This is a genomic window from Pantoea sp. BAV 3049 (assembly GCF_009765445.1).
Lineage (GTDB): Bacteria > Pseudomonadota > Gammaproteobacteria > Enterobacterales > Enterobacteriaceae > Erwinia.
On record NZ_WHOY01000031.1, the window covers coordinates 4,892,403 to 4,917,540 of the forward strand.

Sequence of the window (25,138 nt, forward strand, 5' to 3'; positions counted from 1 at the left end):
ATTACAAAAACCTTACCAGGCGTCAAGCGGAATCGCTTCAATAGTTGCGACAAATCAAACCGCAAAGCAGGAATTATTGCCCCGGAAGCGTGTTCCCTGACCACCAATAAAGGTTCATATGGGGGCGCTCTGCCCGAATATAAAGGGGTGGCGAATTCAAAGGGTGATCTGAGTCACATTTTCATCTTCAGGTCACTTTCAGACTCCCCCTGAATCGAAAAAATCCCCTGACGTTGTTAAGTATTTGTTAGAATAGTAGCCGATATATTCAGATTCACCCGCCCGAGAGTAGCAAAATGGCTAATGACCCGAAGCAACTGAGCCCAGAAACCGACCTCAACGAAATGCAGCGCTATGTCACGCAGCATCGCGGCACCGAACCGCCTTTCTCCGGTAAATTGCTGCACAACAAAGGCGAGGGAATTTATCACTGCCTGGTGTGCAACTCGCCGCTGTTCCTGTCTGAAACTAAATACGACTCCGGCTGCGGCTGGCCGAGCTTCTATCAGTCGTATCATGAAGATTCAATTAAATATATTGAAGATGATTCGCACGGTATGCAGCGTATTGAAATCCGCTGCGGCAACTGTGATGCACACCTGGGGCACGTTTTCCCTGATGGCCCTCAGCCAACCGGAGAGCGTTACTGTGTTAACTCCGCCTCGTTAAGCTTTACCGACGATGATGGCAATAATATTAAAGGATAGTGGCTATGGAGCTGGATGAGATGATCGCCGCCATGACGCCGGAAGTTTATCAGCGTCTGGTCACCGCAGTGGAAACCGGCAAATGGGCTGATGGCGTGGCTCTGACGCCAGAACAGAAGGAAAACAGTCTGCAACTGGTGATGCTCTGGCAGGCTCGCCATAACGAACAGCCTCAGCACATGAGTGTGGGTAAGGGCGGCGAAATGGTGATGAAAACCAAAAAGCAGCTGAAAGAGGAGTTCGGCATTGAGGATGACAACGTCACCCATATCCGGTTGCAGTAAATTATTCCTTCAGGAATAAATGGCGTTAAAAAGGGGCGCAGAAGGCCCCCTTATGGTGGCAGCTATAGCTGACTGTTCATCAACGGCTGCGCATCTGACTGGCGATGGATTTATAAAATAATGGCACCCTTTGCCGCCATATCTGCCAGCGCTTGCTCACTGTCACCCGATGCCAGATTGACGCCACGACAGCCTGCAGCGATCACCGTAACGGTGTAGCCCAGCGCCAGTGCGTCCAGCACGCTGTATTTCACACAGTAATCCGTTGCCAGACCCATCACCGTCAGGGCGGTAATCCCGTGGTTTTTGAGCCACAGATCCAGCGTGGTTTTATTGCGGTGGCCGTTATCGAAGAAGGCACTGTAGCTGTCCACCTTCGGATCCTGCCCTTTATAAATCTTCTCGCTGATACAGCGTTGATCCAGCCCGGGATGCAGCTGTGCACCGGCTCCGTGCTGGATACAGTGATCGGGCCACCAAACCTGCGAGAGCCCCTCAAGTTTGCCCAGCGTCCAGGCTGCCTGGCCGGAGTTGGAAGCAAAGCTGCCATGTTCCGCCGGATGCCAGTCCAGCGAGGCCACCACCGGCTGACCACGCTGGTGAAATTCTGCGGCGTACTGGTTAGCAATAGCGATGACTTCATCGCCTCCGCTGACCGCCAGCGCGCCACCGGGGCAGAAGTCATTCTGTAAATCAATCAGAAGCAGCGCCTGCTGTGTGGTCATTATCGTTCTCTCACTTATCGTCCGGGGTCAGTTCACCGCGCAGGTTGATCTGCATCTGCTGGCGCACCTGATCGCTGGTCAGATTCTGGCTCAGCAAATAGTGCAACTTGGTCAGCGTAGCTTCTACCGTTAAATCATAACCGCTGATCACGCCTGCCAGCGCCAGGGCGTTACCGGTGGCGTAGCCACCCATATTCACCTTGCCGGACATACACTGAGTCAGGTTGACCACAACAATGCCGCGATCGGAAGCTTCTTTCAGCTCCTTCAGGAAGGCCGGGTTCTGTGGGGCATTGCCAACGCCATAAGAACGCAGAATCAGCGCTTTCACCGGCTGACGCAGGAAGTTGCTTACCACATCGGAAGAAATACCGGGATAGATAGTCACCACACCAATCGGCTGTGGCGTAATAGGGTGCACAATCAGCTCGCTCTGGCCCATTGGCGCGGCAGGGGTGTTCAGGCGACGGATATGGATGCCCGCTTCAAGCAGCGGCGCAAGGTTAGGCGAGGCGAAGGCGTTGAAGCCATCGGCATGGGCCTTGGTTGTACGGTTACCGCGATACAGCGTGTTGTTGAAAAACAGTGCAACTTCGTTGATTGGGTAGTTGGCGGCAACGAACAGGGAATTCAGCAGGTTTTGCTGCCCGTCTGAACGCAGTTCGGCCAGAGGGATTTGTGACCCTGTCACAATTACCGGCTTGGACAGATTCTCCAGCATAAAAGAGAGAGCTGAAGCGGTAAAGGCCATGGTATCTGTGCCATGCAGGATCACAAAGCCATCGTATTTATCGTAATTAGCCTGGATATCATCCGCAATCGATTGCCAATCCTGTGGCGTCATATCCGATGAGTCAATTAACGGCGAGTACTCGTGAATAGTAAAGTCCGGCATCTCGGCGCGGTGGAATTCTGGCATATTCGCCAGCTGGGTTTGCAGGTGGCCCGACACCGGAATATAGCCATGCTCGGAACGCTGCATGCCGATGGTCCCGCCAGTATAGGCGACGTAAATTGATTTCTTATGCATTTAAAGACTCAGGCTTGCCGAAAAGGCGAAGTATAAGGGGAAAGCAGAGTAAAAGCAGCCCGACCAGATGCCGGGCTGCGGGTTATGTTATTTCACCTGTCCACAGGTAAGGCACATGGCATAGCGGTTTTGCGGATCGTTGAGGTTATCAAACAGACCCGGCTGGTTTTTCATTGCCGCCATCACGTCGATCATTGGCGCAGGCAGATAAGCTTTAAGAGCATCCGGCAGCGCGGCGCGGGCTGACACGTTCGTCTGGCTGAACAGCAGGTCAATAAAGCCGGGTTCATCCTGATACCAGTTGAGATGCCACTGCTTGAGTTTTGCCAGTTCGGCCGCTTTTGCCACGGCATCGTCGAAGTCACCGAGTGAATCCACCAGACCGTTGGATTTTGCATCGCTGCCGGTCCAGACGTGACCCTGAGCAATCTGGTCAATCTGCTCTGGTGTTTTACCGCGCGAGCTGGCGACCAGGCCAAGGAAGTTTTTGTAACCGTTCTGGATGCTCAGTTGCATCATCTGCGCAACCTCAGGCGGTAGCGCCTTGGTGGTTGCCACATCAGCCAGTGGCGAAGTGGAGACGCCATCGGTATGCACACCAATTGAGTCCAGCGTGTTTTCAACGGTGTTAATCACCCCGAAAATGCCGATGGATCCGGTAAGCGTACTTGGGCTGGCGATGATGTAGTTAGCCGGCGTTGAGATCCAGTAACCACCGGAGGCAGCCATACCGCCCATGGAAACCACCACCGGTTTACCCGCTTCCTTCGCCGCAGCCAGTTCTTCACGAATGGTCTCGGAAGCCGTCACGCTGCCGCCAGGGCTGTTAACGCGGAACACGATTGCCTTGATTTTCGGATCCAGGCGCGCCTGACGAATTTCCATCGCGGTGGTATCGCCGCCGACGCTGCCCGGTGTTTCATCGCCGTCCATAATTGCGCCGTTCGCCATCACCACGGCAATGTTGCCGTCAGTCGTGCTGTTATCCTTGACCTGATAGTCGTAGATGCTGGTGCCTTTAAAATCACTGGCCGCTTTATCCCAGCCGAAGATTTTACTCATCTGCTGATCTACCGCCGCGCGGGAAGCCAGCTCATCAACCAGCTTGTTATCTTTGGCATACTGAGCCGTATCTCCACCGACTTTCTGCAGGCCGTCCAGCACGCCCTGAGCGCCCGGGAACACCTGTTCAGGCGTAATCTGTCGGTTAGCGGCGATGGTGTTGAGGTAGTTCTGCCACAGTTCGCCAATCCAGCGGCTGTCCGCATCACGTGCTGCCGGTGACATATCATCGCGCAGGAACGGTTCTACCGCCGACTTATAAGTGCCGACACGGAAGACGTGTGAACTGATTTTCAGTTTATCCAGCAGGGTCTTGTAGTAAAGACCGTTGGTGGCGAAGCCATGCAGATCCACCGTTCCCTGAGGGGAGAGATAAATTTTGTTGGCGAAGCTGGCCAGGTAATATTGCGCCTGGCTGTAGCTGTCACCGGTGGCATAGATTTGCTTACCGCTATCGCGGAATTCACGCAGAGCCTTGCCGATGTACTGCAGGGATGGTTGATCTGCTCCGGCGAAGTCGCGCAGGTCAAGCACCATGCCGGTGATATTGGCATCGTCTTTGGCCTGACGAATAGCATCCACCACGTCAAAGAGGGAGTTCTCCTTCAGGCGGTCGCTGCTGGTGCCGAGTAACTGACGGCCAATTTTGCTGAGTTTGTTACTGACTGAAGGTTTATCCACCACCGTGCCGCTGAGATCGACAACCAGTGCCCCTTTCTGAGGTTCGACTGGCGTACTGGATTTACTGAACTGAAAGTAAATACCGACACAAACCAGGATCAACAACACCAGAAACAGGTTGAGGATAAACTCGCGGACGAAATTCAGCAGTCGCCATGTCCATTTGAAAAAACCAGCGATCGCTCGCCACAAGATGCGCATATGATCTCCATAATAGCGGTAAAAAAGCCCGCTGCGTCCGCCAGTTGAAAAGTAAAACGGCGCAAACAGGGTGGTGTTGGTCACATCCTAAATAGCAGGGGCGAAATTGTCAGCAGGAAAAAGCGCGATGCTGTAACAAATCATCATCCTGTGCTAGTTTCAGCTAAATAAAAATCATTATCAGGAGTCAGTTATGGATGCACTTGATTTAGTGGTTAACCGTCGTTCAGCATCACGGTTAAGTGAACCAGCACCGGCAGGCGAGGCGTTGGAAAACATTCTTCGCGCTGGCATGCGTGCACCGGACCACGGAACGCTGCAGCCATGGCGGTTTATTATTATCGAAAATCAGGGCCGCGAGCGTTTCAGCGATCTGCTGGAAACCGCAGCACGAAATGACAGCATGGATGAGAAGGCCATCGACAAAGCAAAACAGTCGCCTTTTCGCGCGCCGATGATCATTACCGTGGTGGCGCATTGCGAAGAGCATCACAAAGTTCCGCGCTGGGAGCAGGTCGTTTCTGCTGGCTGTGCGGTAATGGCGATGCAGATGGCGGCAGTCGCTCAGGGCTTCAACGGTATCTGGCGCAGCGGCGCATGGACCGGGCATGAAGCGATGCGTAAAGCTTTTAACTGTCGCGAGCAGGATGCCATCGTTGGTTTCCTCTATCTGGGAACCCCGCAGCTGAAATCTTCCACCACCGTTATCCCTCCGGACACGGCACCGTTTGTCAGTTATTTCTGAAAGACAAACGCCCTCATTACAGGCAGGGTTGTGAGCGGCCCTGCAATTTGTCGGGATATTGAGCGAACGACAGGTAGAGCCTTACCTCTGACTGTCGAAAACGTTACCATAACGCCGGTAAACTTTGAGGGATGTTGCCCATGAATAATGATGCTATTCGCCTGACACAGTACAGTCACGGAGCCGGTTGCGGCTGTAAAATTTCCCCCGGCGTGCTGGAAAAAATCCTGCACAGCGATCATGCGCTGCTGCACGACCCAAAGCTGCTGGTCGGAAATGAAACACGTGATGACGCCGCAGTCTACGATCTGGGCAATGGCACCGCGATTGTCAGTACAACCGACTTCTTTATGCCGATAGTCGACGATCCCTTTGATTTTGGCCGAATCGCGGCCACGAATGCTATCAGTGATATCTATGCCATGGGCGGGAAACCGATCATGGCGATTGCTATTCTGGGCTGGCCTGTTGATAAACTGGCGCCTGAAGTTGCGCGTAAGGTAATCGAGGGCGGGCGCAGCGTGTGCCGCGCTGCCGGGATTTCACTCGCTGGCGGCCATTCTATTGATGCGCCAGAACCGATTTTCGGGCTGGCGGTTACCGGCGTTATCGATCCGCAGAAAGTGAAAAAGAACAGTTCGGCACAGGTCGGTTGCAAACTCTTCCTGACCAAACCTCTGGGGATTGGCGTGCTGACCACCGCAGAGAAAAAATGCAGGCTGAAACCAGAACATCAGGGGCTGGCGACCACGGTAATGTGCCAGCTGAATAGCGCCGGTGCTGCTTTCTCTGAGATCGCCGGTGTGACGGCGATGACCGATGTAACCGGCTTTGGCCTGCTGGGCCACCTGAGCGAAATTTGCCAGGGCTCTGGCGTGCAGGCTGATGTCTGGTTCAGCCAGGTTCCGCGACTGGCAGGTGTGGATGAATACATCGCTCAGGGCTGTGTTCCGGGCGGCACGGAGCGCAATTTTGCCAGCTATGGTCATTTAATTGGCGCAATGAGTGATGAACAGCGTAAGCTGCTGTGCGATCCACAAACCTCAGGCGGTCTGCTGCTGGCCGTGACCCCTGAGGCTGAAGCCACGCTCACCGACAGTGCCAGCGCAATGGGGATCACCCTGAACGCGATTGGGGAACTGCTGCCAGCCCGCGAAGGGCATGCTTTAATTGAAATAGTTTCCTGAAGGAAGTCACTGCCGGATGCGTTTGTTCATTGCCGAAAAACCAAGCCTCGCCCGCGCTATTGCGGATGTTTTACCGAAACCTCATCGCCGGGGCGATGGCTTTATCGCCTGCGGCAGCGATCATATGGTGACCTGGTGTGTGGGACACCTGCTTGAGCAGGCCCAGCCGGACAGCTATAACAGCCGTTTTGCCCGCTGGTCTCTGGCCGATCTGCCGATAGTCCCGGATAAGTGGCAACTGCAACCGCGCCCGTCAGTGGCAAAGCAGCTCAACGTGATTAAAGGGCTGCTGGAGCAGGCCAGCGAAGTGATCCACGCCGGTGACCCGGATCGGGAGGGGCAACTGCTGGTGGATGAAGTGCTGGATTATCTGGCGTTGCCGCCGGAGAAGCGCGAAAAGGTGCAACGCTGCCTGATTAACGACCTCAACCCTTCCGCCGTTGAGCGTGCGGTGGAGCGACTGCGTGAGAATCGCGAGTTTATTCCTTTGTGTGTCTCTGCGCTGGCCAGGGCTCGTGCTGACTGGCTCTACGGCATCAACATGACCCGCGCATACACGCTGCTTGGTCGTAACGCTGGCTATGATGGCTTGCTTTCGGTTGGAAGAGTGCAGACGCCGGTGCTCGGGCTGGTGGTCCGTCGTGATGAAGAGATTGAGAATTTCATCCCGAAAGACTTTTTTGAAGTGAAGGCGCATATTGTCACACCGAAAGAGGAGCGTTTTGTTGCCCTCTGGCAGCCCAGTGATTCCTGTGAGCCTTACCAGGATGAAGAAGGGCGCTTGTTGCATCGCCCGCTGGCGGACCATGTGGTGGCCCGTATTGGCGGGCAGCCTGCCTTCGTCACCAGCTATAACGATAAGCGGGAAAATGACACCGCGCCGCTGCCGTTCTCGCTGTCGAGCCTGCAAATCGAAGCGGCTAAACGTTTTGGCCTCAGCGCGCAGACGGTGCTTGATACCTGTCAGAAACTCTATGAAACCCATAAGCTGATTACCTATCCACGTTCGGACAGCCGCTATCTGCCGGACGAACATTTTGCCGGGCGCCATGCTGTTTTAAACGCCATCAATGCCCATCAACCTGATATTACGCCGCCAGCGGATTTTGATGCCGACCGGAAAAACCGCTGCTGGGATGATAAAAAGGTCGATGCTCACCATGCGATCATCCCGACAGCGCGCAGCAATCAAATCAGACTGACCGAAAATGAAAATAACATTTACCGGCTGGTGGCGACTCAGTATCTGATGCAGTTCTGCCCGGATGCGGTTTATCGTAAATGCGTTATCGAGCTGGATATCGCGGGCGGTAAATTCGTTGCTAAAGCCCGTTTTCTCGCCGAAGCTGGCTGGCGCGCACTGCTGGGCAGCAAAGAACGTGATGAGGAAAATGACGGCACGCCGCTGCCGGTGGTGGCGAAAGGGGATGAGCTGCTGTGCGAGCGGGGAGAAGTGGTGGAGAAGCAAACGCAGCCCCCGCGTCCGTTTACCGATGCCACCCTGCTGTCAGCAATGACCGGGATTGCCCGCTTTGTGCAGGATAAAGATCTAAAGAAAGTGCTGCGTGCGACCGATGGTTTAGGAACAGAGGCCACGCGCGCCGGGATCATTGAATTGCTGTTCAAACGTTCATTCTTATTTAAGAAAGGGCGCTATATTCATTCCAGTCCCGCCGGGCGGGCGCTGATCCACTCGTTGCCTGAAATGGCCGCGCGACCGGATATGACCGCCCACTGGGAGTCCACGCTGACCAAAATCAGTGAGAAGCAGTGCAGCTATCAGGGGTTTATGCAGCCGCTGGTGGAGACGCTGCACAATCTGATTTTTCAGGCACGACAGCAGCCTGCTGCCCATGCGTTTCGTGGGTTGCCAGCCCCTGAGGTGGAGAACAAAAAGCCCAGGCGTAAAACGGCAAAAGCAAAGGAAACTGAATGATGAAAAGAACGGGCGTGATGCTGCTGGCGGGTCTGCTGCTTTGCAGTCAGCCTCTGCTGGCGGCTGAACAGAGGCTGAGTACCGGTCACGGTAGCAGCTATGAGAGCGGTACGAGCTATCGCGGTAACACCACTACCAACAGCGGCCCTGATGCGGATGTCATGGTGGATATGCCGCCTGAAGTCTGGACGCAGGGGCAGAATAACAACCAGCCACCTTGCCAGACCTGCTGCACTTATGAGAACCGGAGCTACACGGAAGGTTCTGTAGTAAAAATGGAAGGGGTGCTGCTGCAGTGTGCGCGTGACGAAAAATCTTTCGGCACGAATAATCTGATCTGGAAAACCATCAAGTAACTCAAGCCCCCCGGCTTTGCACCGGGGGGAATTCTTCATGGTCAGAAGCTGAACTGCGCCCAGATTGGCGCGTGGTCAGATGGCTTTTCCATGCTGCGAATATCATAATCGATGCCGGTTGCCACACAGCGCTCTGCCAGTGGCTTGCTGGCCAGCACCAGGTCAATACGCAGCCCGCGGTTATCATCAAAGCCTTTTGAACGGTAATCGAACCACGAGAAACGGTCATTCACTTCAGCGTTCTCTGCGCGCCAGGTATCCACCAGACCCCAGTTCATCAGGCGATCCATCCACTCACGCTCTTCTGGAAGGAATGAACATTTGCCGGTACGCAGCCAGCGCTTACGGTTCTCTTCGCCAATGCCGATATCCAGATCGGTCGAGCTGATATTCATATCACCCATGATCAACACCGGGTTTTCCGCTTTCTGCTCCTGCTCAAGATAGTTTTGCAGGTCGCGATAGAATTTCTCTTTAGCCGGGAATTTTGTGGCATGGTCACGGCTTTCGCCCTGGGGAAAGTAGCCATTGATCACCGTGATGTTGCCCATCGGGCTGGGGATATCAGCCATGATCAGGCGACGCTGTGCGCCCTCTTCATCACCGGGGAAGCCACGGCGGACCATTATCGGTTGTTCTTTAGTCAGCAGCGCCACACCGTAATGGCCTTTCTGGCCATGATAAAACACGTGGTAACCCAGTTTAGCCACGTCTGCCAGCGGGAACATGTCATCGTGAACTTTGGTTTCCTGCAGGCCAATGACGTCTGGCTGATGCTGATCGATGATGGCTTCCAGCTGATGAGGACGGGCACGCAGCCCATTGATATTAAAAGAAACAAATTTCATTTTGGCGGCCGTATCGGGAGGAAAAAGTGAGTGGAATGGTAGCAGATGTGGGGATGAACTGAAAGTGAGGGAAGCGGGTGTTTAATGGTGGTGGCTGGCTGTGTTTTTGTGAGGGAACATGATGGAACGTGCAAAGGATTTTGGTATGGGGACGTCTGAGATGGTGCGTCAGGTTGTATTTCTGTGAGGGAAGGATTCACGTCACTGCGTTCCGTGCCCTTCGGGTCAAACCTTCGAGGTCGAAGCTTCTCATCCTCCCCCGTGGGGAACATGATGGAACGTGCAAAGGATTTTGGTATGGGGACGTCTGAGATGGTGGTGGGGGAAGGATTCGAACCTTCGAAGTCGATGACGGCAGATTTACAGTCTGCTCCCTTTGGCCGCTCGGGAACCCCACCAGGGGTAAAACATTTGCTGTACACAACCTGCTGGCCTTGCTGCCGGTTGCTTAAGTGGGGCGCATCATATCAGATGAAATGTGGCTGTAAAGCCCGTCAGCAAAGAAATTGTTTCGTTTGCCGTTTTTTTGCCCGGACTGCTGTTTTGTCAGACAAAACAGCAGTCTTTCACCAGGTTAAAGGATGATGGTGCGGTTGCCGTAAACAAATACGCGCTGTGCCAGCACCTGATACAGGGCACGGCTCAGCGCGTTTTTCTCGACGTCACGACCGGCGCGCATCATATCTTCAGCCGTGTAGGTATGATCCACATGGATCACGTCCTGCATGATGATTGGACCTTCATCCAGATTATCATTCACGTAGTGAGCGGTTGCGCCGATGATCTTCACTCCGCGCTCATATGCCTGGTGATAAGGGCGCGCACCGATAAAGGCTGGCAGGAATGAGTGGTGGATATTGATGATCTGGTTAGGATAACGCTGCACGAAAGCAGGTGTTAACACGCGCATATACTTGGCCAGAACCACATAATCAGGCTGGTAACGGTCGATTTCCGCAGCCATATTGTTATCGTGCTCTTCGCGGGTTAAGCCTTCATGGCTGACCAGAATAAACGGAATATCAAAGCGTTCTACCAGCGTGCGCAGCGTTTCATGGTTACCAATAACAGCCGCGATCTCTACGTCCAACCCGCCATAGGTGCTCTTCATCAGCAAATCGCCCAGGCAGTGCGCTTCTTTGGTCACCAGGATCACAACACGGCGGCGTCCGGCCGGGTTAAGCTCGCGGAAAGACCCGGCTGGCAGCGCGCTGTCAAGATCGGCCAGCAGCGTGCCATCGTTGAAGATCCCTTCCAGTTCGGTACGCATAAAGAAGCGACCCGTGCGGTGATCGACAAACTCATTGTTCTGCACAATGTTCAGCTCGTGCTTGTAGCAAATATTGGTGATCTTGGCGATCAGGCCTTTTGCGTCCGGGCAAATGGTCCGTAAAACTTTTCGTTGCAGTGTTTGCGCTTGCATTGCGATGGTAATCCTGTCGAAGCAACTTGGGGTCAGATGAGGGGCAGTTGGCTACCCGCAACATTTTTTGAATTTTTTGCCGGAACCGCACGGGCACCGGTCATTTCGCCCTGTCTCAGGGTATGTTCCGTCGATATAGTACCAGCGTTGCTCCAGTCGAAGAAAGCGGGAACGTTCATGAATAAAACTTTCCTGCTGATTTTCAGAGAAACGAGCACAGAAGGTCACAAAACCTTCAGAGTTATCTCCCGGTACTTCTGTGATAATTATATGTAAACTAAGCCACTTCGTAACGGCAAAGCTTTGCTCAAGGCTGGTACGAAAACGTTCTGCATCGCAGGAGGGATGCCAGGTGTCAATCAGGTAACCGGCATCCTGACGGGCGTATGCGGTATAGCGGGAGCGCATCAGCGCCTCCGGTGAAGGGGGGAAAGCCACACCGTCCAGCCAGGGTTGGCAACATAAGCTATACTCCGATCCGCTACAGCAGGGGCAAGGGTCTGACACGTTAACTCCAGAAAGGGTATTAATGCGGGTTTGGGCATCATGTTAACTGAGCGGCGTTAATGATGCCATTTGTAAGTCAAGCGGGTACCAGAGGGTGAATGAGACAGGTTAAAATAGGGCTGGCATTGGGTTCCGGAGCGGCCAAAGGATGGGCCCATATAGGCGTGATCAACGCGCTGGAAAGGGCCGGGATTAAGGTAGATGTGGTGGCCGGATGTTCCGTTGGAGCATAAGTCGGCGCTGCCTATGCCAGCGACCGCCTGCCGCGACTGGAAACCTGGGTTCGCTCCTTCAGCTACTGGGACGTCATCCGCCTGATGGACTTCTCCTGGCGTCGCGGTGGCCTGCTGCGAGGTGAACGTGTTTTCAATCATGTGCGCCGCCTGGTGAAAAACGATCATATTGAGCAGTGTGCCATGCCGTTCGGCGCGGTCACCACCAACCTGAGTACCGGCCGTGAACTCTGGCTGACCGAAGGCGATCTGCATCAGGCTGTGCGAGCGTCGTGCAGTATGCCGGGTCTGCTGGCTCCGGTCGCCTGGAATGGCTACTGGCTGGTGGACGGCGCAGTAGTCAACCCTGTGCCTATCTCGTTAACCCGCGCGCTCGGCGCTGACATTGTCATCGCGGTGGATCTTCAGCATGATGCACACTTAATGCAGCAGGACTTATTATCCATCACGCCACAGTCGGTGGAAGACCAAACCACCGCAACTGCAACCAGCTGGGGCGGCAGATTGCGCCAAAGCCTGGCCAGAGTCGCCCAGCGCAAAGTTAACCAGACGCCGGCCGCGATGGAAATCATGTCCACTTCTATTCAGGTACTTGAGAACCGCGTCAAGCGCAACCGTATGGCGGGCGATCCTCCGGATGTGCTGATCCAACCTTTCTGCCCGCAGATTTCTACACTTGATTTCCACCGTGCGGAAGAAGCGATAGAGGCAGGAAAACTCGCCGTGGAGAAGAAAATGGATGAGCTGCTGCCGTTGGTCCGTCAACATGAACTGCCGGGTGAGAAATGATCGTACTTCTGGCAAATCAGGGAGGCGCGATTGTGGATTATGAGCCACTATTGTCTAATCCGGTGAACAAGGGGGGATAATGGAGAAGCCATTAAGTGGAAAACAGATCCTGATCGTTGAAGACGAAGTCGTTTTCCGCTCTCTGCTGGATAATTATCTGTCTGCACTCGGTGCTGTCATTACGCTGGCAGATGACGGACTTAACGCCCTCGAAAAAATGAAGCATCAGGCACATGATTTGGTTATCTGTGACCTGGCGATGCCGCGTATGGATGGTCTCAAGCTGGTTGAGCATTTGCGCAGTAATGGTAATCCCGTCCCCGTGCTGGTGATCTCCGCCACGGAAAACATGTCTGATATCGCTCACGTGCTGCGCCTTGGCGTACAGGATGTGCTGCTTAAACCGCTGAAAGATCTTGGACGGCTGCGCGAAGCGGTTTACGAATGTCTTTATCCCTCCATGTTTACCTCTAAAGTGGAAGAAGATGAACAGCTGTTTCAGGACTGGGATGCGCTGGTGCGTGACCCGCAGGCGGCGGCCAAATTGCTCAAACAACTTCAGCCTCCTGTGCAGCAGACCATTGCCAATTGCAGGATTAATTATCGCCAGTTAACCATGGCTGAACAGCCAGGGCTGGTTCTCGATGTGGCTGCCCTGTCGGAAAAAGATCTGGCGTTTTATTGTCTGGATGTCACAAGGGCAGGAGATAATGGCGTCCTGGCAGCCTTGTTATTACGCGCATTATTTAACGGGCTGTTACAGGATCAATTGTCGGGTCAGGCGCAACGCCTGCCGGAATTAAATGGATTGTTAAAACAGGTTAACCTGCTTTTACGTCAGGCAAATCTGAAAGGACAGTTCCCTTTATTGGTGGGTTACTATCACCAGGGGTTAAAAAATCTGATCCTCGTTTCTGCAGGGCTGAATGCCACGCTCAATATTAATACAAACCAAATACAACTCAGCAATGGCGTGCCCCTTGGTACTTTAGGCAATACACATCTCAACCAAATAAGTCAGAGATGTGACGCCTGGCAGTGTCAGGTATGGGGCGCTGGCGGCAGGCTGCGCCTGATGTTGTCCACAGATTGACCAACCTGCATTATTTTATCGCTGAGCCCCGCAGACAGGGCCAGAGATAAGCTTTACACTTAGGTAATAGTCTTAATTTGCGCTGAAATGGTTTATCCAGGATAAATCCGTCAGGGTTCCACTGGTATACTCAATTCGTTTTTTAACTCGACATATCAAGTAATAACTTGAACGGCCTATAAAGAGAGGTACTTAGATGTCTGCCTATAAGTCCAAAGTAAAAAAAGCGGTTATCCCGGTAGCAGGTTTGGGAACGCGTATGTTGCCTGCAACCAAAGCGATTCCAAAAGAGATGTTGCCGCTGGTTGATAAGCCGTTAATTCAGTATGTCGTTAACGAGTGCATCGCAGCAGGGATCACTGAGATTGTGCTGGTCACGCACTCATCTAAAAACTCGATTGAAAACCACTTCGACACCAGTTTTGAGCTGGAAGCGATGCTGGAAAAACGTGTTAAGCGTCAGCTGCTGGAAGAGATCCAGTCTATCTGTCCACCTCACGTCACCATTATGCAGGTTCGTCAGGGGCTGGCAAAAGGTCTGGGCCATGCGGTGATGTGTGCTTACCCGGTTGTGGGTAATGAGCCAGTTGCGGTCATTCTGCCAGACGTAATCATTGATGAGTACGAATCAAACCTGGCGAAAGATAACCTTGCTGACATGATGCGTCGCTTTGATGAAACCGGTCACAGCCAGATTATGGTTGAACCCGTTGCTGATGTAACCGCTTACGGCGTGGTTGACTGCCAGGGCGCTGAACTGGCCGCAGGTCAGAGCGCGCCGATGGTGGGCGTGGTAGAGAAACCTAAAGCAGACAAAGCACCATCCAACCTTGCGGTTGTGGGTCGCTACGTTCTGTCTGCAGACATCTGGCCACTGCTGGCCAAGACTCCTCCGGGCGCAGGTGATGAGATCCAGCTGACAGACTCCATCGCGATGCTGATGGACAAAGAAACCGTTGAAGCTTACCACCTGAAAGGCGTGAGTCACGACTGCGGTAACAAACTGGGTTATATGCAGGCTTTCGTCGAGTATGGCGTGCGTCACAATACGCTGGGCAGCGACTTTAAAGAGTGGCTGGAAAGCACTGTTGGTAATAAAAAGTAAATTTAATTTCTAACCGGGACAATTCAATGAAAGTCACCGTATTTGGTATCGGCTATGTTGGTCTGGTTCAGGCTGCGGTTCTGGCCGAAGTCGGACATGACGTTCTTTGCATCGATGTCGACGAAAAGAAAGTCGAGAATCTGAAGAAAGGGATCATTCCTATTTTTGAACCGGGTCTGACGCCTCTGGTGATGCAAAACTATGAGGCGGGTCGCCTCAAGTTTTCCACCAACGCGGAAGAGGGTGTGAATCACGGTATCATGCAGTTTATCGCTGTGGGTACGCCACCGGACGAAGACGGGTCTGCTGACCTGAAATACGTTACTGCAGTGGCCCGCACGATTGCACAGCACATGAACGATCATAAAGTCGTTATCGACAAATCGACCGTTCCTGTCGGCACTGCGGACCGCGTTCGCGCCGTAATGACTGAAACGCTGAAAGCACGTGGTGTTGAGATTGCCTTTGACGTGGTCTCAAACCCGGAATTCCTCAAGGAAGGTGCAGCCGTTGCTGACTGCATGCGTCCTGAGCGTATTGTTGTGGGTACCGACAATGATGAGGTTGTTGAACTGCTGCGTGAACTTTACGAGCCGTTTAACCGTAATCACGATCGTATGATCCTGATGGATATCCGCAGTGCTGAGCTGACCAAATATGCCGCTAACTGCATGCTGGCAACTAAAATCAGCTTTATGAATGAGATTTCCAACCTGGCTGAACGTCTGGGAGCGGATGTCGAGAAAGTTCGTCAGGGTATCGGTTCTGATTCCCGTATCGGTTACTCGTTCATCTACCCTGGCTGCGGATACGGTGGTTCTTGCTTCCCGAAAGACGTGCAGGCGTTGATCCGCACGGCCGAGCAGATTGGCTATAAGCCACGCCTGTTGCAGGCTGTTGAGGACGTTAACGACTCTCAGAAGACCAAGCTGCCCGCCTTTATCAAACGTCACTTTGGCGACGATCTGCAGGGCAAAACCTTTGCGCTGTGGGGCCTGTCATTCAAGCCAAACACCGATGATATGCGTGAAGCTTCCAGCCGCGTGCTGATGGAGTCACTGTGGCAGGCTGGTGCCAGCGTGCAGGCTTTCGATCCGGAAGCGATGGACGAAGCTCAGCGCATCTATGGACATCGCAGCGATCTGAAGCTGATGGGAACCAAAGAAGCCGCTCTGCAGGGTGCTGATGGCCTGGTTATCTGTACCGAATGGCAGAATTTCCGCGCGCCGGATTTCGAAGTCATTAAAAATGCGCTGAAAGAACCCGTGATTTTTGATGGTCGTAACCTGTATGATCCAGAAAGAGTCAGCAAACGCGGTTTTGTTTATTATGCAATCGGCCGCGGTGCTTCTATTCAAGTTGCATAATTAATGAGGGCAGTATGAAATATCTGGTTACCGGTGCGGCAGGATTTATAGGTTTCCACGTTGCGGAACGCCTGCTCAGCGCCGGTCACCAGGTTGTCGGAATCGACAACCTGAACGATTACTACGACGTAAAGCTGAAGCTTGCCCGTCTTGAATTACTCAAGCCTCATTCTGCATTTTCCTTTATCCAGCTCGATCTTGCTGACAGAGAAGGCATGGCCTCACTCTTTGGTGAGCAGGGCTTTGACCGTGTTATTCATCTGGGTGCTCAGGCTGGTGTCCGCTATTCGCTGGATAATCCGTTAGCCTATGCTGATGCTAACCTGATTGGTCATCTGAACGTACTTGAAGGGTGCCGCCACAATAAAGTGGGCCATCTGCTCTATGCGTCTTCAAGTTCCGTTTACGGTCTTAACCGCAAATTACCTTTCTCTACTGATGATACTGTTGATCATCCGGTCTCGCTGTATGCCGCGACCAAAAAAGCCAATGAGCTGATGTCTCATACGTATTCACACCTCTATGGTATCCCGACAACCGGACTGCGCTTTTTCACCGTGTACGGGCCATGGGGAAGGCCGGACATGGCTTTGTTTAAATTCACCCGTGCGATGTTGGCGGGTGAACAGATTGATGTTTATAACAATGGCCAGATGCGACGTGACTTCACCTATATCGACGATATAGCGGAAGCCATAGTCAGACTACAGGATGTCATTCCGTCGCCGGATGCTGAGTGGACAGTAGAAGAGGGCAGTCCTGCCAGCAGTTCTGCTCCGTACCGAGTTTATAATATCGGTAACAGTAATCCGGTTACGCTGATGGCTTATATCGAAGCGCTTGAGAAGGCATTAGGCCTTTCTGCTAACAAAAATATGATGCCGATGCAGCCAGGCGATGTGCTGGAAACCAGTGCGGATACGACTGCTTTATATAACGCTATTGGATTTAAACCCCAGACGGGTGTGGAAGAAGGGATCCAGCTGTTCGTTAACTGGTATCGTTCTTTCTATCAGGTTTAAAACCGTGCGGTAAAAATAAAAAAACAGGAAGCTGCGGCTTCCTTTTTTTGCTTTAAAAAAGGGCCAGGAAATTGGTGGGGGAGCAAATAAAAAACCCCATCTCAGGGATGGGGTCTTCTGACAGCATCGGTTGCCAGCATTACAGCATGAAATCTTCCAGCTTCTTGCCTTGTTCTTCAATTGCTTTTTTAATCACGGCAGGAGTACGTCCCTGGCCTGTCCAGGTGCGGCTTTCGCCATTTTCATCAACGTAGCTATATTTGGCAGGACGGGCAGCGCGTTTTGCTTTACCCGGTGCTTTAGCCGCTGCCAGAGTGGACAGCAATTCATTTGGATCGATACCGTCAGCAATCAGCATATCACGATACTGCTGCAGCTTGCGGGTACGCTCTTCGATTTCAGCCTGAGCGTGGCTCTCTTCGTCGCGGCGCTCGTTAACCACAACTTCCAGTTTCTCCAGCATCTCTTCCAGAGTTTCCAGAGAACATTCTCGTGCCTGCGCGCGCAGGGTCCGGATGTTGTTCAAAATTTTAAGTGCTTCGCTCATGTTCCTGATCTCAAAAATTATAATGGGTGGGGGAATGTTCTGCCTGATAATAATAGAGTGCGGCAATACGAACTGCAATAGTTAATTTTGTAAGTAATTCAGAATAACAAAACCATTTGATTTAGCAGAATGACTATTAACATGACGGGAAATTAACATTCTCTGAATAACAACGTGGTTCATTCCCCTGTCCGGCTGCAGATAAAATCTGTCGGTGACTCATTTGTTCAGCAAAATAATTAATGGGCAGAAATAAAGCATTTTACAGGGTGTGCCTTGCTAACCTTAAGAAAATTCTGCGAATATTAGCAGGGTTATTTCTGTTTTTTTTTAATCGTTAAATGCCTTTTGCGGGCTTCATTAAGGTCTCCCGCTGGCGCAGGGCTGTGGTACAATTCATGCCATCCTGTTACCCTTTTTTTACCCGGAGTGAGGCCTGATGGCTCAGCTTTATTTCTATTATTCCGCGATGAACGCGGGAAAATCTACCGCTTTACTGCAGTCTTCGTATAACTACCAGGAGCGCGGCATGCGTACACTGGTCTACACTGCGGAGATCGATAACCGCTTTGGTTCCGGTAAGGTTAGTTCACGTATTGGCCTTTCATCTCCGGCAAAACTGTATAATAACGAGACAGCACTTTTTGCTGAAATTAATGCCGAGAATCAGATGGAACCGGTTCACTGCGTGCTGGTTGATGAATGCCAGTTTCTGACCCGAGACCAGGTAAAAGCATTATCAGACGTGGTGGATAATCTCGATATACCAGTACTGTGTTATGGGTTGCGTACAGACTTTCGCGGGGAATTATTTGGCGGAAGCCAGTATTTGCTTGCCTGGTCAGATAAGCTTGTTGAATTAAAAACAGTTTGCCACTGCGGCAGAAAAGCCGGGATGGTATTAAGACTGGATGAAAACGGTGCCCCTTTCAAAGAGGGTGAGCAGGTTGTTATTGGCGGTAATGAGCGTTATGTCTCGGTGTGCCGTAAGCATTACAAAGCGGCTATCGAGCAGGGATGCCTGAGGGCAGTACATGGCGAACACGGCATTAAATAAGCAATAAAATAGTCGCTCTGAATTATTCAGTCGCCCGGTATTGTAAACCGGGTTTTATTTCAGTGGTTGATTAGTTTTTCTTACGGGTCAGACAAATAAAAAACCCGCCGGATGGCGGGTTTTTTTTAAGCTACTTTTATTTTTTAACTTTTTTCTTAGCATCAACCGGTTGCGCAACTGCCGCTTCCGCAATGTTGGCGAACGGTTCGGCATATTCGCGGCCGTAGAAGGTATCGAGCATGATTTGTTTCAGTTCGGCAATCAGTGGGTAACGCGGGTTAGCACCGGTACACTGGTCATCGAAGGCATCTTCAGCCAGCTTATCAACCTTCGCCAGGAAGTCAGCTTCCTGCACGCCAGCTTCCCGGATTGATTTAGGAATACCCAGCTCGGCTTTCATTCCTTCCAGCCACAGCAACAGTTTCTCAATTTTCTGCGCGGTACGGTCACCAGGTGCGCTCAGGCGGAGGTGATCTGCAATCTCAGCGTAGCGGCGACGTGCCTGTGGGCGGTCGTACTGGCTGAATGCTGTCTGCTTGGTCGGGTTGTCATTGGCGTTGTAGCGGATGACGTTACTGATCAGCAGGGCATTCGCCAGACCGTGTGGGATATGGAACTCTGAACCCAGTTTGTGGGCCATGGAGTGACAGACACCCAGGAAGGCGTTAGCGAAGGCGATACCAGCGATGGTGGCGGCATTGTGCACACGCTCACGGGCAACCGGGTTTTTCGCCCCTTCGTTATAGCTGGCTGGCAGATTTTCCTGCAGCAGTTTCAGAGCCTGCAGCGCCTGACCGTCAGAGTATTCATTCGCCAGCACGGAGACGTAAGCTTCCAGCGCATGGGTCACCGCATCCAGACCAGCAAAGGCACACAGCGACTTAGGCATGTTCATCACCAGGTTGGCATCGACGATGGCCATATCCGGAGTCAGAGCATAGTCAGCCAGTGGGTATTTCTGGCCGGTGGCATCATCGGTCACTACCGCAAATGGCGTAACTTCAGAACCGGTCCCGGAAGTCGTGGTGATGGCGATCATTTTAGCCTTCACGCCCATTTTCGGGAACTTGTAGATACGTTTACGGATGTCCATAAAGCGCAGTGCCAGCTCTTCGAATGCGGTTTCCGGATGTTCGTACATCACCCACATGATTTTAGCTGCATCCATTGGGGAACCACCGCCCAGCGCGATAATCACATCGGGCTTGAAGGAGTTCATCTGTTCAGCGCCTTTCCGCACGATGCTCAGCGTTGGGTCAGCTTCCACTTCGAAGAACACTTCAGTTTCGATACCGTGTGATTTCAGTACGGCAACAATCTGGTCAGCATAACCGTTATTGAACAGGAAACGGTCGGTAACGATGAAGGCGCGTTTGGCACCATCGGTAGCCACTTCTTCCATGGCGATTGGCAATGAACCACGGCGGAAGTAGATGGACTTAGGAAGTTTGTGCCACAACATATTCTCTGCTCGCTTAGCCACGGTTTTCTTGTTGATCAGATGTTTAGGTCCGACGTTTTCAGAAATGGAGTTACCACCCCAGGAACCACAGCCCAGCGTCAGTGACGGTGCCAGTTTAAAGTTATACAGATCGCCGATACCCCCCTGAGAAGCCGGGGTGTTGATCAGGATACGAGCAGTCTTCATTTTGTCGCCAAAGAAGTTCACACGTTCGCGCTCATTATCCTGGTCGGTGTACAGGCAGGAGGTGTGACCGATACCGCCCATCGCAACCAGTTTTTCGGCTTTGCTGACGGCGTCTTCGAAATCTTTCGCGCGGTACATCGCCAGAGTAGGGGAGAGTTTTTCGTGAGCGAAAGGTTCAGTTTCGTCGACCAGTTTCACTTCACCAATCAGAATTTTGGTGCTGGCTGGCACGGTGATACCGGCGATCTCAGCAATTTTCACCGCTGGCTGACCTACGATGGCCGCATTCAGCGCGCCATTTTTCAGGATCACATCCTGAACTGCTTTCAGGTCTTTGCCCTGCAGCAGGTAGCCACCGTGGCTGGCGAAGCGCTCACGGACTGCTTCATACACGGAATCCACCACGATAACTGACTGCTCTGAAGCACAGATAACGCCGTTATCGAAGGTTTTTGACATCAGGATCGAAGCCACCGCACGTTTGATATCGGCGGTTTCATCAATCACAACCGGGGTATTACCCGCGCCCACACCAATGGCTGGTTTACCAGAGCTGTATGCGGCTTTCACCATGCCCGGGCCGCCAGTAGCGAGGATCAGGTTGATATCAGGGTGGTGCATCAGCTGATTAGACAGTTCAACGGAGGGCACATCAATCCAGCCAATAATGTCTTTCGGTGCGCCTGCCGCAATCGCGGCCTGCAGCACGATATCTGCCGCTTTGTTGGTCGCGTCTTTGGCACGTGGATGTGGAGAGAAAATAATCCCGTTACGGGTTTTCAGACTGATCAGCGCTTTAAAAATAGCCGTAGAGGTTGGGTTGGTGGTAGGAACGATACCGCAGATCAGGCCGGTAGGCTCGGCAATGGTGATGGTACCGAAAGTCTCATCAGTGCTGAGGATACCGCAGGTTTTTTCGTCTTTGTAGGCGTTGTAGATGTATTCGGATGCGAAATGGTTTTTGATGACTTTATCTTCAACTATCCCCATTCCGGATTCTGCCACCGCCATTTTTGCCAGCGGGATGCGGGCATCAGCGGCTGCCAGAGCGGCGGCGCGGAAGATCTTATCTACTTGTTCTTGAGTGAAATTGGCATATTCGCGCTGTGCTTTTTTAACACGTTCAACCAGTGCGTTAAGTTCAGCAACATTAGTAACGGCCATAATGCATCTCCTGATGGAAGTTTAAACTCTATTAGTAAACAAGTCAGAACTAACGAGTATAGCCACGGGCGGTTAATGTGCTGTTAAGGCAGTGTGACTTTACTTGAATTATCTGGAATAAGTTCTACAGGTTTACTGAAAGAGTCTTCGCATTACTCCCTGTCCGGGGAGATGTGCAGTACTCAACAGGTCCGTGTGTTGGAATAAATCTTACTCACAATGGAGTAGATTAATTTTGATCTGAATCATGTTTGTTCCAAGCTGACTCCTTTCAGCTTCAGGTTGTGCGCCACTTCACAGCCTGGTAGGTGAATGAAATTATTCTACCAGTAATACTGAAGGGGTGTAGTGCTAATAAAATCCTTAAATGCAGTTTTTATGACCGGGTAAGTGGCGATAAAACAGGCGAAAATATCTTGTTTTGCCATGGTAAGCGAGATGATTTTACATTAAATTAGCCACGTAAATTAGCCCTTGCAGGAGCTCAGCGTGAACCCGGCACTTTTCGACTTATCGGTTTATATCAAATTTTTCGTCGGGCTCTTTGCCCTGGTCAACCCGTTCGGCATCATTCCGGTTTTTATCAGTATGACCAGCTACCAGGTGCCCGCTGCGCGAAATAAAACCAACATGACCGCCAACCTGTCGGTAGCCATAATCCTGTGGACCTCGCTGTTTCTGGGCGACATCATTCTGCAATTCTTTGGGATCTCGATTGATTCATTTCGCATCGCCGGGGGGATTCTCGTGGTGACCATTGCCATGTCGATGATCAGCGGCAAGCTGGGGGAAGATAAGCAGAACAAACAGGAAAAGTCAGAAACGGCGATCAGAGAGAGCGTTGGTGTGGTGCCACTTGCGTTGCCACTGATGGCGGGTCCGGGTGCAATCAGCTCGACGATTGTCTGGAGTACCCGCTACCACAGCTGGCAGAACCTGATCGGCTTCAGCCTGGCGATTGCGCTTTTTGCCTTCTGCTGCTGGCTGTTATTCCGTGCGGCCCCCCTGATGGTAAGGGTGTTAGGCCAGACCGGGATTAACGTGATCACCCGTATCATGGGCTTGCTGCTGATGGCGCTGGGAATTGAATTTGTGGTCACCGGCGTGAAAGCCCTTTTCCCGGGGCTGGTTAACTGAAATATCAGTCACTGGAAAGTCGATATTAAAGCGCATAATCTGCGCTTTTTTTCTGTTTGCTGCAAAATGAGGCACCATAATAGTGCGATATGCGGGTTTTGCGATCGATAATGGTGCAATTATTCGTGCTGCTTAACAACGTCTCGCTGTCATTAATGTAATTACTGCAAATCCCTGCTGCCGCAGAAATTTTTCCTTGAATGTTAATTTCATCACAGTCTTTAATGCCTGTCAGATACCCTGCATGCAGGTTGTTTTGCTGACAAATGCATCTCATGCGGGATATCAGTCCGAAATGCTGTTTAACGGCAGTAACTCGTTCAATTTCTGAACAAAATTCCTGTTTGTCCTGAATAAAGAAGCATCTTATTTGAATTTAGTTGATGTTTTTCATAGGTTTAATTCTTATTTCTCTATATTAAATAACACTTCTCCTGCGAAAATTCTCATGATAAAAGAGAATTAGTTAACATTTCCGTCATTTTGCTTTGGCCTGGAAAACGGCGTTCTGTTAGTTTTCGGTAGCGTTTGTAAAAATTGGCATCGGATGTGCAACTACGTTTGGCTTTTTCCGGACCGGGACAGGTTCAAAAACACAGGTTACTCGCCCTTAATGAAATGTATTCCGTTTGCCCGCCAGCGCCTCAGCCTGGCCATTGTTGTTAACCTGGCGATTTATGCCAGCGCCTCTTACGCCGCGACGGTACCTGCGGGTATCACATTGGCTCCGAAACAGTTCATAGTGATTAATAACAGCGGCGAAGTCTCTTCTCTCGATCCTCAGAAGATTGAAGGGGTGCCTGAGAGCGATATTATCCTCAATTTGCTGGAAGGGCTGGTTACTACAGACAATAACGGGCAGGTTGTGCCGGGCGTGGCGGAAAGCTGGAGCAACGAACAGGGCAAAGTCTGGACGTTCACACTCAGAAAAGAGGCGAAGTGGAGCAATGGTGATCCGGTAACCGCCAGTGATTTCGTTTACAGCTGGCAGCGACTGGCCGATCCCAAAACGGCTTCTCCTTATGCCAGTTACCTGCAGTATGCGCATCTCACCAACATTGACGATGTTCTGGCGGGCAAAAAATCTCCGGATACGCTGGGCGTTAAAGCTCTGGACGACCATCATCTGCAGGTCACGCTGAGCCAGCCGGTGCCTTATTTTCTCGCGCTGGCAGCCCATACCTCACTGATGCCTGTTAACCGCAATGTGCTGGAGAAGTGGGGGGAAAAATGGACGCTGCCGGGCCATTACGTTGGCAACGGTGCGTATACGCTCAGTGACTGGGTGATTAACGAGAAGATCGTGGTTAAGCGCAATCCGCTTTACTGGGATAACGGCAACACCAAAATTGATACCGGCACCTTCCTGCCGATTACCTCTGCTTCTACCGACGTGAATCGTTATCGCAGCGGTGAAATAGACATCTCCGGTAGCACGCTGCCGCCTGAACAGTTCCCGACGCTGAAAAAAACATTGGGAACTCAGGTTCACGTCAGCCCGCTGCTTTGTACTTTCTATTATGAGCTGAATAACAAACGCCCGCCGTTTAACGATCCGCGGGTGCGTACGGCTGTGAAATTAACGCTCGACCGCAACATAATTGCCGAAAAAATTATGGCCCAGGGGCAGATCCCGGCGGGGACCTTCACGCCACCATTTATCAATGGTGCAAAGCTGCAGCAGCCTGAGTGGATGAAGCTGACGCAGCAACAACGTAACGAGCAGGCGAAGAAATTGCTGGCCGAAGCCGGATACAGCGCAGAGAAGCCGCTGAGCTTCAGCCTGCTGTACAACACTTCCGACGTGAATCAGAAGCAGGCAATTGCCGCCGCCTCGATGTGGAAAAAGAACCTGGGTGCCAACGTGGCGTTAAACAACCAGGAGTGGAAAACCATGCTGGATACCCGTCATCAGGGCAATTTTGACGTGGCGCGTGCGACATGGTGCTCTGACTATAACGAGCCTTCCACTTTCCTCAACATCATGGTGAGCAACTCTTCCAGCAATACCGCTTTTTACAGCAGCAAAGCATTTGATGCGCTGATGGCAAAAACGCTCACGGTTGCCGACGACCAGCAGCGGGCAGAACTCTATCAGCAGGCAGAGCAGCAATTGGATAATGATTCGGCGATTGTCCCGGTGTATTACCGGGTCAGCGCACGTCTGATCAAGCCGTCGGTTGGCGGATTCACCGGCAAAGATCCGCAGGATCTGACCAACCTCCGGTATTACTACATCATCAAGCATTAAGAGCGGGTGGGATTTTGCCGCCCGTATAGAGTT

General features: G+C 52.0%; 21 protein-coding genes, 1 tRNA gene and 1 pseudogene. 14 read left to right on the forward strand and 9 right to left on the reverse strand.

Going from position 1 to position 25,138, the window contains the following annotated elements; all coding sequences use genetic code 11:
• The first annotated feature begins 296 nt into the window (after positions 1 to 296).
• The gene (msrB, locus tag GSQ70_RS24270; protein ID WP_158784907.1) at positions 297 to 707 is read left to right on the forward strand and encodes a peptide-methionine (R)-S-oxide reductase MsrB; all 411 of its coding nucleotides are present in this window, start codon (positions 297 to 299) and stop codon (positions 705 to 707) included.
• A 5-nt stretch (positions 708 to 712) separates the two neighbouring features.
• Complete coding sequence (locus GSQ70_RS24275) at positions 713 to 991, forward strand: YeaC family protein (protein ID WP_158784908.1); 279 nt, start codon at positions 713 to 715, stop codon at positions 989 to 991.
• 110 nt (positions 992 to 1,101) lie between these two features.
• On the opposite strand, the gene pncA is transcribed toward GSQ70_RS24275, so the two are convergent.
• From pncA to sppA, 3 genes are all read right to left on the reverse strand, one after another.
• Complete coding sequence (gene pncA / locus GSQ70_RS24280; RefSeq protein ID WP_158784909.1) at positions 1,102 to 1,716, reverse strand: bifunctional nicotinamidase/pyrazinamidase; 615 nt, start codon at positions 1,714 to 1,716, stop codon at positions 1,102 to 1,104.
• A gap of 10 nt (positions 1,717 to 1,726) precedes the next feature.
• Positions 1,727 to 2,746, reverse strand: coding sequence for an asparaginase (ansA, locus tag GSQ70_RS24285; protein WP_158784910.1), 1,020 nt, complete (start codon positions 2,744 to 2,746; stop codon positions 1,727 to 1,729).
• 87 nt (positions 2,747 to 2,833) lie between these two features.
• Positions 2,834 to 4,690 carry a signal peptide peptidase SppA gene (sppA, locus tag GSQ70_RS24290; protein ID WP_158784911.1) on the reverse strand — a complete coding sequence of 619 codons (1,857 nt, stop codon included), beginning with the start codon at positions 4,688 to 4,690 and terminating at the stop codon, positions 2,834 to 2,836.
• A 193-nt stretch (positions 4,691 to 4,883) separates the two neighbouring features.
• Here sppA and GSQ70_RS24295 point away from each other — a divergent pair, with 193 nt between their 5' ends.
• From GSQ70_RS24295 to GSQ70_RS24310, 4 genes are all read left to right on the forward strand, one after another.
• A complete protein-coding gene (locus GSQ70_RS24295) occupies positions 4,884 to 5,435 on the forward strand; it encodes an NAD(P)H nitroreductase (RefSeq protein ID WP_158784912.1) in 552 nt (183 codons plus the stop codon).
• 140 nt (positions 5,436 to 5,575) lie between these two features.
• Complete coding sequence (gene selD, locus GSQ70_RS24300) at positions 5,576 to 6,622, forward strand: selenide, water dikinase SelD (RefSeq protein WP_158784913.1); 1,047 nt, start codon at positions 5,576 to 5,578, stop codon at positions 6,620 to 6,622.
• Positions 6,623 to 6,638: 16 nt separating this feature from the next.
• Complete coding sequence (locus tag GSQ70_RS24305) at positions 6,639 to 8,558, forward strand: DNA topoisomerase III (protein WP_158784914.1); 1,920 nt, start codon at positions 6,639 to 6,641, stop codon at positions 8,556 to 8,558.
• Positions 8,558 to 8,914 (forward strand): DUF1496 domain-containing protein, encoded by a 357-nt coding sequence (locus GSQ70_RS24310; protein WP_158785457.1) that lies wholly within the window; start codon positions 8,558 to 8,560, stop codon positions 8,912 to 8,914. Before GSQ70_RS24305 ends, GSQ70_RS24310 begins: the two co-directional genes overlap by 1 nt.
• A 41-nt stretch (positions 8,915 to 8,955) precedes the next feature.
• Here GSQ70_RS24310 and xthA read toward each other — a convergent pair whose 3' ends face one another.
• From xthA to GSQ70_RS24330, 4 genes are all read right to left on the reverse strand, one after another.
• Positions 8,956 to 9,762, reverse strand: a complete 807-nt coding sequence (xthA, locus tag GSQ70_RS24315) for an exodeoxyribonuclease III (protein ID WP_158784915.1) — start codon at positions 9,760 to 9,762, stop codon at positions 8,956 to 8,958.
• 313 nt (positions 9,763 to 10,075) lie between these two features.
• A tRNA-Tyr gene (locus tag GSQ70_RS24320) sits at positions 10,076 to 10,160 on the reverse strand.
• A gap of 176 nt (positions 10,161 to 10,336) precedes the next feature.
• Positions 10,337 to 11,185, reverse strand: coding sequence for a formyltetrahydrofolate deformylase (purU, locus tag GSQ70_RS24325; RefSeq protein WP_158784916.1), 849 nt, complete (start codon positions 11,183 to 11,185; stop codon positions 10,337 to 10,339).
• Between the two features lie 51 nt (positions 11,186 to 11,236).
• Positions 11,237 to 11,692: a YchJ family protein gene (locus tag GSQ70_RS24330; protein WP_158784917.1), complete on the reverse strand. Its 456-nt coding sequence runs from the start codon at positions 11,690 to 11,692 to the stop codon at positions 11,237 to 11,239.
• A gap of 98 nt (positions 11,693 to 11,790) precedes the next feature.
• Here GSQ70_RS24330 and rssA point away from each other — a divergent pair.
• The 5 genes and pseudogenes from rssA to GSQ70_RS24355 all read left to right on the forward strand — a co-directional run bounded on the left by rssA (position 11,791) and on the right by GSQ70_RS24355 (position 17,301).
• A pseudogene (rssA, locus tag GSQ70_RS24335) lies at positions 11,791 to 12,714 on the forward strand (patatin-like phospholipase RssA).
• Positions 12,715 to 12,793: 79 nt separating this feature from the next.
• Entirely contained in the window at positions 12,794 to 13,807 is a 1,014-nt protein-coding gene (rssB, locus tag GSQ70_RS24340) for a two-component system response regulator RssB (protein WP_158784918.1), read from the forward strand.
• 196 nt (positions 13,808 to 14,003) lie between these two features.
• Positions 14,004 to 14,912 (forward strand): UTP--glucose-1-phosphate uridylyltransferase GalU, encoded by a 909-nt coding sequence (gene galU, locus GSQ70_RS24345; RefSeq protein ID WP_158784919.1) that lies wholly within the window; start codon positions 14,004 to 14,006, stop codon positions 14,910 to 14,912.
• A gap of 26 nt (positions 14,913 to 14,938) precedes the next feature.
• Complete coding sequence (locus GSQ70_RS24350; RefSeq protein WP_158784920.1) at positions 14,939 to 16,279, forward strand: UDP-glucose/GDP-mannose dehydrogenase family protein; 1,341 nt, start codon at positions 14,939 to 14,941, stop codon at positions 16,277 to 16,279.
• A gap of 14 nt (positions 16,280 to 16,293) precedes the next feature.
• Positions 16,294 to 17,301: an NAD-dependent epimerase gene (locus GSQ70_RS24355; RefSeq protein ID WP_158784921.1), complete on the forward strand. Its 1,008-nt coding sequence runs from the start codon at positions 16,294 to 16,296 to the stop codon at positions 17,299 to 17,301.
• A gap of 139 nt (positions 17,302 to 17,440) precedes the next feature.
• On the opposite strand, the gene hns is transcribed toward GSQ70_RS24355, so the two are convergent.
• Entirely contained in the window at positions 17,441 to 17,848 is a 408-nt protein-coding gene (gene hns, locus GSQ70_RS24360; protein WP_158784922.1) for a histone-like nucleoid-structuring protein H-NS, read from the reverse strand.
• Positions 17,849 to 18,287: 439 nt separating this feature from the next.
• On the opposite strand from hns, the gene tdk reads away from it, so the two are divergent.
• The gene (gene tdk / locus GSQ70_RS24365; RefSeq protein ID WP_158784923.1) at positions 18,288 to 18,905 is read left to right on the forward strand and encodes a thymidine kinase; all 618 of its coding nucleotides are present in this window, start codon (positions 18,288 to 18,290) and stop codon (positions 18,903 to 18,905) included.
• A gap of 136 nt (positions 18,906 to 19,041) precedes the next feature.
• Here tdk and adhE read toward each other — a convergent pair whose 3' ends face one another.
• A complete protein-coding gene (gene adhE / locus GSQ70_RS24370) occupies positions 19,042 to 21,717 on the reverse strand; it encodes a bifunctional acetaldehyde-CoA/alcohol dehydrogenase (protein ID WP_158784924.1) in 2,676 nt (891 codons plus the stop codon).
• A 489-nt stretch (positions 21,718 to 22,206) separates the two neighbouring features.
• Between adhE and GSQ70_RS24375 the strand changes: the two genes are divergently transcribed.
• Positions 22,207 to 22,854 carry a YchE family NAAT transporter gene (locus tag GSQ70_RS24375; RefSeq protein ID WP_158784925.1) on the forward strand — a complete coding sequence of 216 codons (648 nt, stop codon included), beginning with the start codon at positions 22,207 to 22,209 and terminating at the stop codon, positions 22,852 to 22,854.
• Positions 22,855 to 23,467: 613 nt separating this feature from the next.
• Positions 23,468 to 25,105 (forward strand): ABC transporter substrate-binding protein, encoded by a 1,638-nt coding sequence (locus tag GSQ70_RS24380; protein ID WP_158784926.1) that lies wholly within the window; start codon positions 23,468 to 23,470, stop codon positions 25,103 to 25,105.
• Positions 25,106 to 25,138 lie beyond the last annotated feature (33 nt).

What these genes read in the sequence shown, in the direction of transcription:
- GSQ70_RS24305 (WP_158784914.1), top strand. Translation starts at nt 6,639, where the DNA reads ATGCGTTTGTTCATTGCCGAAAAACCAAGCCTCGCCCGCGCTATTGCG.
- GSQ70_RS24295 (WP_158784912.1), top strand. Translation starts at nt 4,884, where the DNA reads ATGGATGCACTTGATTTAGTGGTTAACCGTCGTTCAGCATCACGGTTA.
- GSQ70_RS24275 (WP_158784908.1), top strand. Translation starts at nt 713, where the DNA reads ATGGAGCTGGATGAGATGATCGCCGCCATGACGCCGGAAGTTTATCAG.
- sppA (WP_158784911.1), bottom strand. Translation starts at nt 4,690, where the DNA reads ATGCGCATCTTGTGGCGAGCGATCGCTGGTTTTTTCAAATGGACATGG.
- adhE (WP_158784924.1), bottom strand. Translation starts at nt 21,717, where the DNA reads ATGGCCGTTACTAATGTTGCTGAACTTAACGCACTGGTTGAACGTGTT.
- selD (WP_158784913.1), top strand. Translation starts at nt 5,576, where the DNA reads ATGAATAATGATGCTATTCGCCTGACACAGTACAGTCACGGAGCCGGT.
- tdk (WP_158784923.1), top strand. Translation starts at nt 18,288, where the DNA reads ATGGCTCAGCTTTATTTCTATTATTCCGCGATGAACGCGGGAAAATCT.
- GSQ70_RS24380 (WP_158784926.1), top strand. Translation starts at nt 23,468, where the DNA reads ATGAAATGTATTCCGTTTGCCCGCCAGCGCCTCAGCCTGGCCATTGTT.
- rssB (WP_158784918.1), top strand. Translation starts at nt 12,794, where the DNA reads ATGGAGAAGCCATTAAGTGGAAAACAGATCCTGATCGTTGAAGACGAA.
- GSQ70_RS24350 (WP_158784920.1), top strand. Translation starts at nt 14,939, where the DNA reads ATGAAAGTCACCGTATTTGGTATCGGCTATGTTGGTCTGGTTCAGGCT.
- msrB (WP_158784907.1), top strand. Translation starts at nt 297, where the DNA reads ATGGCTAATGACCCGAAGCAACTGAGCCCAGAAACCGACCTCAACGAA.
- hns (WP_158784922.1), bottom strand. Translation starts at nt 17,848, where the DNA reads ATGAGCGAAGCACTTAAAATTTTGAACAACATCCGGACCCTGCGCGCG.
- GSQ70_RS24310 (WP_158785457.1), top strand. Translation starts at nt 8,558, where the DNA reads ATGAAAAGAACGGGCGTGATGCTGCTGGCGGGTCTGCTGCTTTGCAGT.
- xthA (WP_158784915.1), bottom strand. Translation starts at nt 9,762, where the DNA reads ATGAAATTTGTTTCTTTTAATATCAATGGGCTGCGTGCCCGTCCTCAT.
- GSQ70_RS24355 (WP_158784921.1), top strand. Translation starts at nt 16,294, where the DNA reads ATGAAATATCTGGTTACCGGTGCGGCAGGATTTATAGGTTTCCACGTT.
- ansA (WP_158784910.1), bottom strand. Translation starts at nt 2,746, where the DNA reads ATGCATAAGAAATCAATTTACGTCGCCTATACTGGCGGGACCATCGGC.
- purU (WP_158784916.1), bottom strand. Translation starts at nt 11,185, where the DNA reads ATGCAAGCGCAAACACTGCAACGAAAAGTTTTACGGACCATTTGCCCG.
- pncA (WP_158784909.1), bottom strand. Translation starts at nt 1,716, where the DNA reads ATGACCACACAGCAGGCGCTGCTTCTGATTGATTTACAGAATGACTTC.
- galU (WP_158784919.1), top strand. Translation starts at nt 14,004, where the DNA reads ATGTCTGCCTATAAGTCCAAAGTAAAAAAAGCGGTTATCCCGGTAGCA.